General features: G+C 68.3%; 11 protein-coding genes. 3 read left to right on the forward strand and 8 right to left on the reverse strand.

Annotated features, from left to right (window positions below; translation table 11 throughout):
* Window positions 1-338, reverse strand: a 338-nt coding sequence (locus AB3X43_RS03540) for a hypothetical protein (RefSeq protein WP_369428503.1), incomplete at its 3' end; no start/stop codon positions are given.
* The gene (locus tag AB3X43_RS03545; protein ID WP_369428504.1) at window positions 325-1,671 is read right to left on the reverse strand and encodes a M48 family metalloprotease; all 1,347 of its coding nucleotides are present in this window, start codon (window positions 1,669-1,671) and stop codon (window positions 325-327) included. The genes AB3X43_RS03545 and AB3X43_RS03540, both read right to left, overlap by 14 nt.
* Window positions 1,672-1,770: 99 nt before the next feature.
* On the opposite strand from AB3X43_RS03545, the gene AB3X43_RS03550 reads away from it, so the two are divergent.
* Entirely contained in the window at window positions 1,771-2,544 is a 774-nt protein-coding gene (locus AB3X43_RS03550; protein ID WP_369428505.1) for an SDR family NAD(P)-dependent oxidoreductase, read from the forward strand.
* An 8-nt stretch (window positions 2,545-2,552) separates the two neighbouring features.
* Here AB3X43_RS03550 and AB3X43_RS03555 read toward each other — a convergent pair whose 3' ends face one another.
* Both AB3X43_RS03555 and AB3X43_RS03560 read right to left on the reverse strand, forming a co-directional pair.
* A complete protein-coding gene (locus AB3X43_RS03555) occupies window positions 2,553-3,323 on the reverse strand; it encodes a BPSS1780 family membrane protein (RefSeq protein ID WP_369428506.1) in 771 nt (256 codons plus the stop codon).
* A 24-nt stretch (window positions 3,324-3,347) separates the two neighbouring features.
* Entirely contained in the window at window positions 3,348-4,319 is a 972-nt protein-coding gene (locus AB3X43_RS03560) for a homoserine kinase (RefSeq protein WP_369428507.1), read from the reverse strand.
* A 92-nt stretch (window positions 4,320-4,411) separates the two neighbouring features.
* On the opposite strand from AB3X43_RS03560, the gene polA reads away from it, so the two are divergent.
* Window positions 4,412-7,243 (forward strand): DNA polymerase I, encoded by a 2,832-nt coding sequence (gene polA, locus AB3X43_RS03565; protein ID WP_369428508.1) that lies wholly within the window; start codon window positions 4,412-4,414, stop codon window positions 7,241-7,243.
* Here polA and AB3X43_RS03570 read toward each other — a convergent pair.
* Both AB3X43_RS03570 and AB3X43_RS03575 read right to left on the reverse strand, forming a co-directional pair.
* Window positions 7,221-8,273, reverse strand: coding sequence for a glycosyltransferase family 2 protein (locus tag AB3X43_RS03570; RefSeq protein ID WP_369428509.1), 1,053 nt, complete (start codon window positions 8,271-8,273; stop codon window positions 7,221-7,223). The genes polA and AB3X43_RS03570 overlap by 23 nt on opposite strands.
* 203 nt (window positions 8,274-8,476) lie before the next feature.
* Window positions 8,477-9,247, reverse strand: a complete 771-nt coding sequence (locus AB3X43_RS03575; RefSeq protein WP_369428510.1) for a ParA family protein — start codon at window positions 9,245-9,247, stop codon at window positions 8,477-8,479.
* Between the two features lie 228 nt (window positions 9,248-9,475).
* On the opposite strand from AB3X43_RS03575, the gene AB3X43_RS03580 reads away from it, so the two are divergent.
* Window positions 9,476-9,976, forward strand: a complete 501-nt coding sequence (locus tag AB3X43_RS03580; RefSeq protein WP_369428511.1) for a hypothetical protein — start codon at window positions 9,476-9,478, stop codon at window positions 9,974-9,976.
* A 233-nt stretch (window positions 9,977-10,209) separates the two neighbouring features.
* Here AB3X43_RS03580 and AB3X43_RS03585 read toward each other — a convergent pair whose 3' ends face one another.
* Both AB3X43_RS03585 and AB3X43_RS03590 read right to left on the reverse strand, forming a co-directional pair.
* Window positions 10,210-11,424, reverse strand: coding sequence for an MFS transporter (locus AB3X43_RS03585; protein WP_369428512.1), 1,215 nt, complete (start codon window positions 11,422-11,424; stop codon window positions 10,210-10,212).
* A gap of 13 nt (window positions 11,425-11,437) precedes the next feature.
* The gene (locus AB3X43_RS03590) at window positions 11,438-12,130 is read right to left on the reverse strand and encodes an urease accessory protein UreF (RefSeq protein ID WP_473965055.1); all 693 of its coding nucleotides are present in this window, start codon (window positions 12,128-12,130) and stop codon (window positions 11,438-11,440) included.
* Between the last annotated feature and the right edge of the window lie 18 nt (window positions 12,131-12,148).

The following is a 12,148-nucleotide window of genomic DNA, read 5'->3' on the forward strand; positions in this document are numbered from 1 at the left end:
CTCTCCAGGTAGCCCTCCAGCGTGAAGCTGCCTTGCGGATCGCGCACGAGGGCCAGTTCCAGCTTCTCGTCGGGCCAGCGCGTGGCGACCTGCTGCAGCGTGCCGTGGCCGAGGTCGAGGCCGAAGACCATGCTGCCGCCATCGGGACGGCGCTCGATCTGCCAGGGCAGTCCGGTCGATGGCGCTGCAGCCAGCGTGGCTGGCGCGGTGCGGCTTCGCAAGGTCTGCCAGACCCAGGGTGCCGCCAGCGCGAGCACAAGGAAGGTCAGCGTGCCGACGAGCAGCAGGGCGACGATGCGTCCGGTGCCCAGCCGATGGGGAGATTCACTGGATGGCATGGCCCATGGCCCGCAGGCGGTTGACGGAGAACTGGGCGGCCTCGCCCTGGTGGTGGACTTGCAGGAACTGGGCATAGTGCTCGGCGGCGCGGCGGCCCTGGCCCATGCCGTCGAGCGCATAGGCCTTCATGAACAGCACGCCCGGATCGCCTGGCAGCACGCGGTCGAATTGCTCCAGCGCGTTGAACGCTGCGCCTGGGTTGTGCAGGGCCAGGTGCAGCGAGGCACCGAGCTTGTGTGCCTGTGCTTCCTGCGGATAGAGGCTGCGGGCTGCGTTGGCGTAGCGCAGGGCCTCGCGCGGCTGGCCCTGCGCCTGCAGGCACTGGGCCATGCGCAGATTGGCGGCGTAGTCGCGTGGTGCCAGCCGGAGTGCCTGGACGAACTGACCCTGCGCTTCGGACAACGCCTGGCGGCCCATGGCGAGTTCGCCGTTCTTGCAGGCCTCGATGGCCGGGCGGAGGCGGCGCAGGCTGGCGGTGCTGTCCATGTAGCGTTCGCGCTGGCGCGGCGCCTTCAGGCTGCCGGCGTAGCGTGTTTCGGCGGCTTCGCGGGCGGTGGCCAGGCGCTCGTTGCTCATGGGGTGGGAGGCGAACATGGTTTCGAGCATACCCGGCTGGGCCTTGTGCTGGCTGACCAGCCGTGCGTGGAGCTGGGTCATGCCGGTGGCGGGGTAGCCGGCGCCGACGAGGTATTCCAGGCCCAGTGCGTCGGCCTGGTGCTCCTGGTCGCGCGAATAGTTGGCCAGCAGCGCGCTGGCGCCGATCTGGCTGCCCAGGCCGAGCAGCGGCGACCAGTTCGCGTCCTGACCCGCCACGGTCAGCGAGGCCATCGCGACCTGGGCCACCATGGCCTGCCCCTGGCGTTGGGCGACATGGCGTGCGTTGACGTGGCCGAGTTCCTGGCCGAGCAGGGCGGCCAGTTCGGATTCGTCCTGCAACTCGACCAGGAGGCCGCGGGTCACGCCGATCGCGCCGCCGGGACAGGTGTAGGCGTTGACGTAGTGGGCATTGAGTGCCCGCACGCTGTAGGGCATGTCGTGGCGCCGGACCTGCTCCTGGAGCGACTGGCTGACGCGGCCCAGGTAGGCGTTCACCTCGGCCTCCTGCACGGCGCCCAGGTCCAGCGAGAACTGGTAGGGCGCCAGCTGGGTGTCGACCTGGCGCTCCTGCTCCTCGCGCAGGCCGGCCGGGGCAACTTCCCCCGAAGCGGGTGGCGTCGCGCAACCCGGCAGGACCGAGGCGCCGACGCTGGCGCTGAACACCCACAAGGTGTCGCGTCGCGTCAGGCGATTGCGCAGCAGGCGATCGGCGCGGGCGTCGTGCGGGTGGGTCATGGGGGGCTCCAGGGCGTTGAAAATCCGCGGAACACATGGGTACCGAGGCGCAGCGCCGGATTCTAGGCAGAGGGGCGTGTCTTGGCCACAATCTGTGGCATGACTGAACACTTGATGCTTCTGACGGGCGCCTCGCGGGGGCTCGGACTGGCGATGGCCCGCCAGTGGGTGCAGACACCAGGCCGTTTGCTGATCGCGCTGGCACGCCATCCGGATGCGGGACTGGCCGACTGGGCGCAGCAGCATGGCAGCCGCTGCCTGTCCTGGGTGCTGGATCTGGCCGACGCGCCCGCAGCGGCGCGGGTGCTGTCCGACTGGCTCGCCGCGCAGCCCACCGATGTGTTTGCCAGCGCCACGCTCCTCAACAACGCCGGGGTGCTGTCGCCGCTCGGGCCGATCGGTGCGAGCCGTGCGGCCGAACTGTCAAACGCATTGCGGGTGGGCCTGGAAGCGCCGATGCTGCTCACGGCCGCATTCCTGCGTGGCACCGGCGACTGGTCGGCGCGGCGGGCTGGCACGGTGAAGGTGCTCAATGTGTCGTCCGGGCTGGGCCGGCGGGCGATGGCGGGCAGCGCGGCCTACTGCGCCGCCAAGGCCGGCATGGACCACTACACCCGTGCCGTGGCGCTCGAAGAGGCGCAGCACCCGCACCCGGCGCGCATCGTTTCGCTGGCCCCGGGCGTGATCGACACCGACATGCAGGTGCAGTTGCGCGCCGGCGATCCGGCGGTGTTTCCGGACCGGCTGCGCTTCGTGCAACTGAAGGACGCGGGTCTGCTCGACAGCACCGAGGCTGCGGCGACCAAGGTGCTGGCGTGGCTGGACCGGGCGGACTTCGGCGCGCAGCCGGTCGCGGACGTGCGCGAGGGCTGACGGTCCGGTCAGTCCTCGAAGTCGATGCAGCCGTCCACGCTGGCCTTCAGCGAGGCGTAGAACGCGCCCGAGAAGATCATCGCGCCGGGCAGCACGAGCAGCATCGCCGCCTGTCCCAGTCCGAGGGCGGCCATCAGGCCACCGAGCAGCAGCGACAACACGAGATCGGCCAGGATCCAGCAGAGGCCATAGACCACGAAGGCGCCGAGGTTGCGCCAGCTGGCGGTCGCGCTGACGAACAAGGCCTTGCCCAGGCTGGCACCGGTGCGCACGATGATGACCGGGGCATGCCAGATCGTCAGTGCCACCGGCAGCAGCAGCACGGCGCGCAGGACCATGCCTTCCTGCAGCGCGGTGATGGCGTCGAGCGTTGCCTCGGCCGTGGTGTCGTTGTCGCGCATGATGTTCCACGCGCTGGTCATGCCAGGGTCGAGCACATCGGCCAGCAGCAGCATCACGAAGGTCACCGCCGCGTTCAGGCCACCCAGCCGCAGCAGCGTCGGGCGGGCCGCCGAGCGCAGCGGGCCGATCAGGTGGGAAGGCATCGGCCGACCGCCGGCCTGCACGGCCGCAGCCGCATCGACCCAGCCGGCCGTCAGTGCCGGCAGCAGCACGGCCACCAGCAGCGGTCCGATCCAGGGCAGGCCGAGGAACATCGCCAGACCGAAGATCATCATGCCGAACAGGCCAGCCAGTCCGATCGTCTGCTGGCGTGCCAGCTGCACGCCGCTGAGCATCCATTGCAGGCCGTCCCGCGGCGTTGCGACGCGTAATTTCATGGGGTCTTCATCGTGTGAGGTGCTTCAGCGCATCCAGTGCCAGGGATTGGCGATCCGCTCGCGCAGCACGCGCTCGAAGTGCGTCGGGTCGTGCGGCTTGAGCATGCTGGCTTCGCGGGGCAGGTGGAAGTCCCACAGGCGCGAGGTCCAGAAGCGCAACGCGCCGGCCCGCATCATGGCGGGCAGCAGGCGCAACTCGTCCGCGCTCATCGGGCATTCGGTGTCGTAGGCGGCGACCATCGCATGGGCGCGTTCCTCGTCGAGGCGGCCGCTGTCGAGGTCGATGCACCAGTCGTTCAGGCACACCGCGAGGTCGAACAGCCAGGTGTCGACGCCGGCGAAGTAGAAGTCGAAGAAACCGGTCAGCTTCTCGTGGCCGGGCAGGCCGTCGAACATCACGTTGTCCCGGAACAGATCGGCGTGCACCGGGCCGCGTGGCAGCGCTTGGTAGCCGGGGGTGTCCGCGACATGGCGCTGGAAGGTGAGTTCGTCCTCGATCAGGCGGCGGGCGTCGGCGTCCATGTAGGGCATGACCACCGGCACGGTCGCGATCCACCAGTCCAGCCCGCGCAGGTTGGGCTGGTGGCGTGGGTAGTCGCGGCCGGCGAGGTGCATGCGGGCGAGCATCTGGCCGACCTGGTGGCAGTGCCAGATCGACGGCGCGAGCTGGTGGCCGCCCGAGAGCTTGTTGACCAGCGCCGCGGGCTTGCCGCAGACGGTGTGCAGGATCTCGCCGGTCGCATCCGCCTGCGGATCGGGCACCGGGATGCCAGCGGCGGCCAGGTGCTTCATCAGGTGCAGGTAGAACGGCAGCTGCGCGAACGTCAGCCGCTCGAACAGCGTCAGCACCCACTGCTGGTCACGGTCGGTGGTGACGAAGTAGTTGGTGTTCTCGATGCCGGAGGCAATGCCGCGCAGCGCGGTGACCGATCCCAGACCCAGACGTTCGACGAGCGCATGGGCTGCATCGAGGGATACTTCAGTGAAAACAGCCATCGGCAACAGGGCAGCAGTAGGGGCAGGGAAGGCGGCGGGATGAGGGTTGCATTGTAGGTGGCAGGCTGTGGGGGATCACCGACAATCCCGCCATGAACATGCCCGCTGCCGCCTCTCCTGCACCCGCCGACCGCCCCACGCTGCTGCTGGTGGACGGATCGAGCTACCTCTACCGTGCCTTCCACGCGATGCCCGACCTGCGCAACGCCGAAGGTGCGCCGACCGGGGCCATCTACGGGCTGATCAACATGCTGCGCCGCCTGCGCGAGCAGATCCCGTCCGAACACGCGGTCTGCGTCTTCGACGCCAAGGGCCCGACCTTCCGCAACGCGTGGTACGACCAGTACAAGGCGCACCGCCCGCCGATGCCCGACGACCTGCGCCTGCAGATCGAGCCGATCCACGAGGTGGTGCGGCTGCTGGGCTGGCCCGTGCTGGAGGTGCCGGGTGTCGAGGCGGATGACGCGATCGGCACACTGTGCAAGGTGGCGGTCGAGCGCGGACACCGCGTGGTGGTCTCGACCGGCGACAAGGACCTGGCGCAGCTCGTCAACGAACACGTCACGCTCATCAACACGATGACCAACGAGACGCTGGACATCCCTGGCGTGGTCGCCAAGTTCGGCGTGCCTCCGCAGCGGATCATCGACTACCTGACGCTGATCGGCGATGCGGTGGACAACGTGCCCGGCGTCGAGAAGGTCGGCCCGAAGACGGCGGTGAAGTGGCTGGCCGAACACGACTCGCTCGACGGCGTGATGGCGGCGGCAGCGTCGATCAAGGGCGTGGCGGGCGAGAACCTGCGCAAGGCGCTCGACTGGCTGCCGATGGGCCGCCAGCTCATCACCGTGAAGCTCGACTGCGATCTGGCGCCGCACATCGCCGACTGGCCGGTGATGGACACGCTGGCGCTGCGCCCGCTCGACAAGCCGGGGCTGCTGGACTTCTACGTGCGCTACGGTTTCAAGAGCTGGCGCTTCGAGCTGGAGAAGGAGCTGCTGGCGGTCGCCAACGCGGCGGCGCAGGCCGCTGCGCCGAAGCCGATCGGGCACATGGACGACCTGTTCGCCGACCCGCCGCCCGAGGCCGACACCGCGGCTGCGCTGCCCGACACCGGCCGCTACGACACCGTGCTGACCCGCGAGGCGCTGGATGGCTGGCTGGCGACGATCCGCAGCGCCGCGCTGGTGGCGCTCGACACCGAGACCGACTCGCTCGACCCGATGCGCGCCCGCATCGTCGGCCTGAGCTTCGCGGTACGGCCGCAGGAGGCGTGTTACCTCCCGCTGGCGCACGACTACGCCGACGCGCCGGCCCAGTTGCCGCTGGACGAGGTGCTGGCGCTGCTCAAGCCGTGGCTGGAAGATGCCGGTGCGGCCAAGGTCGGCCAGAACATCAAGTACGACACCCACGTCCTCGCCAACCACGGCATCACCGTGCGCGGCTACCGGCACGACACGATGCTCGAAAGCTATGTGCTCGAAGCGCACAAGCCGCACGGGCTGGAGAGCCTCGCCCAGCGCCACCTCGGCCGCAGCGGGCTGAGCTATGAGGACCTGTGCGGCAAGGGCGTGCACCAGATCCCGTTCAGCCAGGTCGATGTGGAGCGCGCCTCGCGCTACTCCGGCGAGGACAGCGAGATGACGCTGCAGGTCCACCAGACGCTGTGGCCCGATCTGACGGCGCCCGACCACGCCGGGATGCGCCACGTCTACGAACACATCGAGATGCCCACGTCCGTTGTGCTGGCGCGCATGGAGCGCCATGGCGTGCTGCTCGACGCGGCCGTGCTGGCGCGGCAAAGCCAGGAGCTGGCCGAGCGCCTCGTCGTGCTCGAAGCCAAGGCGCATGAACTGGCCGGGCAGCCCTTCAACCTCGGCAGCCCGAAGCAGCTCGGCGAGATCCTGTTCGTCAAGCAGGGTCTGCCGGTGAAGAAGAAGACCGCGTCCGGCGCGCCGAGCACCGATGAAGAGGTGCTGCAGGAGCTTGCCGCCGACTACCCGCTGCCGGCCTGCCTGCTGGAATACCGTGGGCTGGCCAAGCTCAAGAGCACCTACACCGACAAGCTGCCGCTGATGGTCAACCCGGTGACCGGCCGCATCCACACCAACTACGCACAGGCGGTGGCCGTGACGGGGCGGCTGGCGAGCAACGAGCCGAACCTGCAGAACATCCCCATCCGCACCGCCGAAGGCCGCCGCGTGCGCGAGGCCTTCATCGCGCCGCCCGGTCACCGGCTGGTGAGCGCCGACTACTCGCAGATCGAGCTGCGCATCATGGCGCACCTGTCGGACGATCCTGCGCTGCTGCGCGCCTTCGCCGAAGGACATGACGTGCACCGCGCGACGGCGTCCGAGGTCTTCGGCGTGCCGCTGGCGGAAGTCAGCAGCGAGCAGCGCCGCTACGCCAAGACGATCAACTTCGGGCTGATCTACGGCATGGGCGCCTTCGGGCTGGCGCAGAGTCTGGGCATCGAGCCCAAGGCGGCGCGCGACTACATCGACCGCTACTTCGCGCGGTACCCCGGCGTGAAGCGCTACATGGACGAGACGCGGGTGCTGGCCGGTGCGCAGGGCTATGTCGAGACGCTGTTCGGCCGGCGCATCTATCTGGTGGACATCCAGGGCGGCAGCGGCCCGCGCAAGGCCGCGGCGGAGCGCCAGGCCATCAACGCGCCGATGCAGGGCACGGCGTCCGACCTGATCAAGCTGGCGATGATCGCCGTGCAGGCCGCGCTCGACGCCGAGGGCCGCGCCACCCGCATGGTGATGCAGGTCCACGACGAACTGGTGCTGGAGGTGCCGGAGGCCGAACTGGCGTGGGCGCGCGAGGCGATCCCGCGGCTGATGGCCGGTGTCGCGGCGCTGAAGGTGCCCTTGCTGGCGGAAGTCGGGGTCGGCCTCAACTGGGACGAGGCGCACTGAGCGCGCGCAGACGCCGCCTGGCCCGTTGCCAGAAGGTGTTCCTGGCGGCCAGGAAGGTGCGCACCCGGGCCAGCGCGTGGGCATCGACATGGTCGGTGTCGGGCATGCGTGTCAGCGGCTGGTCGGGCAGCGCGTCTGGGGCGTCGTAGGGCGAGCCGCCTGCGCTGCAGTGCACTCCCGTGCCATCGAAGCCCTCATTGCGCACCAGGCTCTGGCGTGGGTACAGCGTCATGCCGCCGTGCATGAACAGGCTCAGGTACCAGCGGATGAACCAGGAGTCGGCCTTGCCGGCGCGCTGGCGCTTCAGGACCGAGAAGTAGGGGAAGGCGCCATCGATGTCGAACTGCCGGCGCAGTGCCGACTGCTCGACCAGTGTCTGGAAATCACGCATGTCCGGGTCGAAGCGGCGCCAGGCCCGCTCCCAGGTCGCCCAGCCCCACGAGGAGGCCATCGGCATGAACACCGCATCGCTGGCGCTGCCGGTGTCCACGGGGTACATGTGCCCTGACACCTGCATCACGAGGGGGTCATCCCGGTAGTGGCGCAGCGATTGGTTCATGAATGCCAGAAACGTCGGAGCCAGCACCAGATCGTCCTCGACCACGATCACCCGCCCGTGTTCCTGCACGACCTGCGTCACGCCGGCGATCACCGAGTTGGCCAGACCGCGGTTGGTCGGGGCTTCGATGATGACCTTGCGGGCATGCGCCAGACCATGGGCCAGGCGCCGCACCTCTTCGACCGCAGCCGTGTCGGCGGCATCTTTCGGGCCGTCGCAAAACAGGTAGAGCGGGCTGTCGAGAAACTCGGGATTGCGCGCCAGCGATTGTAGGCAGCGCAGCGTGTGGCGCGGCCGGCGGTAGAGAAACAGCGCGATGGGCGCTGCTGCGAGCGGCGGCGGCGTGCTCGGTGGCGGATCCGCTGCCAGGGGTGTCCATTCTGATGTGAGAGGGATCGGGGCCCGGCGAACGGACGTGGTCCGCAGGTGACCCGTCGTCAAGGGATGTGGCGAATACAGCAGTGCAGTCATGGGTGTGCAGCGATGAAATCGATCTGATTTCTCGACCACTGGACACTGAATATCAATATCCGATGGGGTGTTTGATGCACTCTATCGACAGAAACTGCCACCACGACGCTGCACCGCCGCGAAAACACCGGGATCGGGGGATCGGTACTGTCTGGATCGCCGGCCGCCGTGAAGTTTCGCCAGTATCTGGAGGCACCCGCGGATCAATCCGCACGCAGGGCGTCGTGCAGCGCGATGTACTCGGTGGTCAGGCGGTGCTTCGGATCCAGATGCACCATCGGGAGTGCCTGTTCGTGGGATTCCTTGACCTTGACCGTGGACGACAGGTAGGGCTGCAGCACCGGCAGGCCCTCCGCGATCAGCTCCGCGACCACCTTGCGCGGCAGACTGGCCCGCGCCTGGAACTGGTTGACGATGATGCCCTCGACCTGCAGCTTGCGGTTGTGGTCGGTCTGGATCTCCTGGACGTTCTCCAGCAGCGCGTAGAGCGCACGGCGCGAGAAATCGTCGCAGTCGAACGGCACCAGGCAGCGTTCGGCGGCGATCAGCGCCGAGCGCGTGTAGAAGTTCAGCGCGGGCGGTGTGTCGATGTAGACACGGTCGTACTGGTCGGCGATCTCGTCGAGCGCGTCGCGCAGCTTGTAGATCTTGTAGCGCGATTCGAGCTTGCCCTGCAGTTCCTCCAGCGCTGGGCTGGATGGCATCAGATGCAGGTTCTCGAACGGAGTCGGCACCACGAACTCGGCCGTGCTGCGCGGATGCAGGTTGAACTTGAGCGTCTGGTCAAAGAAGCCCGCCAGATCCACCGTCAGTCCGTCGGCCTGGTGGCCGAGCAGGTAGCGGGTGCTGTTGCCCTGGGCATCCAGATCGAGCACCAGCGTGCGCAGGCCTTGTTGTGCGCTGACGGCTGCCAGGTTGCAGGTGATGGTGGATTTTCCGACCCCCCCCTTTTGGTTGAAGATGACACGGCGCATGGGCTTGGTCCTGGAGGTTGGTGTGACGGATCACTGGATTGTGCCCAGTCTGGCAGTATTTTCCGCGTTGCACCATGACGACGTCACCTCAGGTTTGCTGCACCGTTTTCGCCTGGAAATGCACCACACTCCCCGGTACCGGGGGCATGCAGATGCGCCGGATTTGATGGCATCGATTCAGAATCACATTTTTCTCAGATCAAGAATAGACAAGGGGTGCCCGTCCTCATGGCAGTACAAGACGTCTCGATCAAGTTTTCCGGCTACTGGAGCGAATACAACCGTGGGCTGATGCCACGCCGGGCAGGGGTCTTCTGTGTCTATCGGGCACACTTCGATGACCTGTCCAAGACCACCACGATGCTGGAGCTGCTCTACATCGGCGGCGCACCCAATGTGAACGAATGTCTGGTCGAACACCGACTGGCGGACCAGTGGCGGGCATGTCTCGGTCCGGACGACAGTCTGTCGTTCAGCTTCGGCTCGGTGGCCTTGCCCGACCTGGCCGCGTGCGAGACCGCATTGGTGATGCAGCATCGGCCGCCCTGCAACGAGGCGGTCCCGCAGGTCTTCCCCTTCGACCGCTTGTTGCTGAAACTCACCCACCGCACACCGTTGCTGCAATGCCGCTTCTCGATCGGCGCGCGGTCGTCCAGTGCGATTCATCGCCTCAGCGGGCACTGGGTGCGCCGTGGACTCGATTTCCTTCGCAGCATCCAGCCGGGTTGAGACGGGTGGCTGCGGCGCTGGAGCCTGGTTTGGAGGTGGGTCCATATTCCATGGCTGAAACTGCCATCGACACCTGGATCAGTAACCGTGCCTGTGCCCGGTAGAAAACAGGTCTGTGGATGAGCGGCCGCCGTCGATATTGATCGAGCAATACTTCGGGGATATTCGGTTCTGGGGATTTCCCATGGCATGCCCGGTCGACCCATCGAAGGCCAAGGCGGTGTCCTGACGTCTCAGCTCGGTGGATCCGCGTGCAGCCGGTCGCGGTGCCACAGGTCCGGGAACCAGCGGATCCACAGCCCGGCGACCAGCAGAACGCCGACCCCGCCGAGCAGCACCGAGCCCACCGGCCCGAGCAGCGCGGCGGTGGCCCCGGACTCGAACTCGCCGAGCTGGTTGCTCGCCCCGATGAAGATCGAATTCACGGCGCTGACCCGGCCGCGCATGGCGTCCGGCGTGCCGAGTTGCACCAGCGTCTGGCGGATCACCACGCTGACCATGTCGGCGCCGCCCGAGGCCAGCAGCGCCGCGAGTGACAGCCAGAACGAGGTCGACCGCGCGAACACCAGCAGGCACAGGCCGAATACCGCCACCGCGCCGATCAGCGTGCGCCCGACGCGGTGTTCCAGTGGCCGGCGCGCCAGCCACACCGACACCAGCAGCGCTCCGACGGCTGGCGCGGCGCGCAGCAGTCCCAGTCCCCATGGCCCGGTGTGCAGGATGTCCTTCGCGTACATCGGCAACAGTGCGCTGGCGCCACCGAGCAGGACGGCGAACAGGTCCAGCGACATCGCGCCCAGCATCACCGGCTGCCCGCGCAGGAAGTGCACGCCGGCCAGCACGCTGGCCCAGCTCGCCGGCTCGCGCGGGGCAGCCGGCGCGTCGTAGCGGATGCCCATGGTCAGTCCGCAGGCGAGCAGCAGGAAGCCCGTGCCGACCGCATAGACCACGTCCGCACCTGCCACGTAGAGAAAGCCGCCCAGCGCCGGACCACCGATGATCGCCACCTGCATGCCGCTGGAGCCGAGCGCCACGGCCTGCCCGAGCAGCGACGGCGGCACCAGCAGGGCTGGCAGCGCCTGGCTGGCCGGCATCTGGAAGGCCTTGGCCACACCGAGCACGATCGACACCCCGAGGATCAGCGCCCGGGTCATCCCGCCGCCGTGGGTCGCCAGCGTCAGCGCCAGCGCCACGCTGGCCTGCAGCAAGGTGGCGACCATCATGATCCGGCCGCGGTGGTGGCGGTCCGCGACATGGCCGGCCGGCAGCGTCAGCAGCAGCGCCGGCAGGAATTGCGCCAGCCCCACCAGCCCGAGGTCCCAGGCGCTGCCGGTCAGGTCGTACATCTGCCAGCCCAGCGCCACCATCAGCATCTGCGCGGCGAGTTGCGCACTCAGCCGGGTGCACCAGAAGAAGACATAGGCGCGGTGGCCCAGCAGCGCGGTCATGTGCGGTGCAGGTTCACGAGCGGAACAGCCGCGAGTACTGCGCCTCGTGCTGCGCCGAGAGGATGGCGAGCATGGGCGTGTGCGCCTGGCGGCCGCTGTCGGGCAACCTCAGCGCGTGTTCGACCTCGGCTGGAATGGCGTCGACCAGCGCGGCGAGGATGCGCTGGCCGGCACTCTGGCCCAGCGGAACGGCCTTGATCGCGGCCTGCACCATGTTCTCGGCCCAGCCGAAGGCGTGCGCGAGCAGGGCCTCGCGCAAGGGCGCCCCGGTGCGCTCCACGGCCAGCGCGAACGCCACCGGCCAGCTCGGCGCCGGTTTCAGTGCAGCGAGTTCGGCGATCCGCGTGTCCGGAAACGCGAGGTCCGCGTCCTGCGTTGCCAGCCACGCGCCGAGCGAGCGGCCCATCTGCTCGGTCTGCTGGCGGAACTCGCTGCTCTCGCGGGTCAGGCGCACCCAGTCGTTGAGCTCGTGGATGCGTGCGGTGTCGCGCTGGCGCCAGGCCGCGTGTGCCCGGGCGACCACCGACAGATCGGCGCGGGCCAGCGCCAGATGCAACTGATCGACCAACCAGCGTGACACGCCGGTTTCGTCGCACACCAGACCGGCGTCGATCGCCGCTTCCAGTCCCTCCGAATAGCTGAACCCGCCCACCGGCAGCGCAGGCGAGGCCAGCCACATCAATTGCAGCAATGCCGACGGCGACAGCGTCGGCGGTTTCGAGCG

Origin of the sequence: Sphaerotilus sp., assembly GCF_041083715.1 — a bacterium.
Classification (GTDB): Bacteria; Pseudomonadota; Gammaproteobacteria; order Burkholderiales; family Burkholderiaceae_C; genus Sphaerotilus.

Coding starts and splice junctions, on each gene's coding strand:
- polA (WP_369428508.1), top strand. CDS start 4,412: ATGAACATGCCCGCTGCCGCCTCTCCTGCACCCGCCGACCGCCCCACG.
- AB3X43_RS03575 (WP_369428510.1), bottom strand. CDS start 9,247: ATGCGCCGTGTCATCTTCAACCAAAAGGGGGGGGTCGGAAAATCCACC.
- AB3X43_RS03585 (WP_369428512.1), bottom strand. CDS start 11,424: ATGACCGCGCTGCTGGGCCACCGCGCCTATGTCTTCTTCTGGTGCACC.
- AB3X43_RS03580 (WP_369428511.1), top strand. CDS start 9,476: ATGGCAGTACAAGACGTCTCGATCAAGTTTTCCGGCTACTGGAGCGAA.
- AB3X43_RS03570 (WP_369428509.1), bottom strand. CDS start 8,273: ATGACTGCACTGCTGTATTCGCCACATCCCTTGACGACGGGTCACCTG.
- AB3X43_RS03560 (WP_369428507.1), bottom strand. CDS start 4,319: ATGGCTGTTTTCACTGAAGTATCCCTCGATGCAGCCCATGCGCTCGTC.
- AB3X43_RS03545 (WP_369428504.1), bottom strand. CDS start 1,671: ATGACCCACCCGCACGACGCCCGCGCCGATCGCCTGCTGCGCAATCGC.
- AB3X43_RS03550 (WP_369428505.1), top strand. CDS start 1,771: ATGACTGAACACTTGATGCTTCTGACGGGCGCCTCGCGGGGGCTCGGA.
- AB3X43_RS03555 (WP_369428506.1), bottom strand. CDS start 3,323: ATGAAATTACGCGTCGCAACGCCGCGGGACGGCCTGCAATGGATGCTC.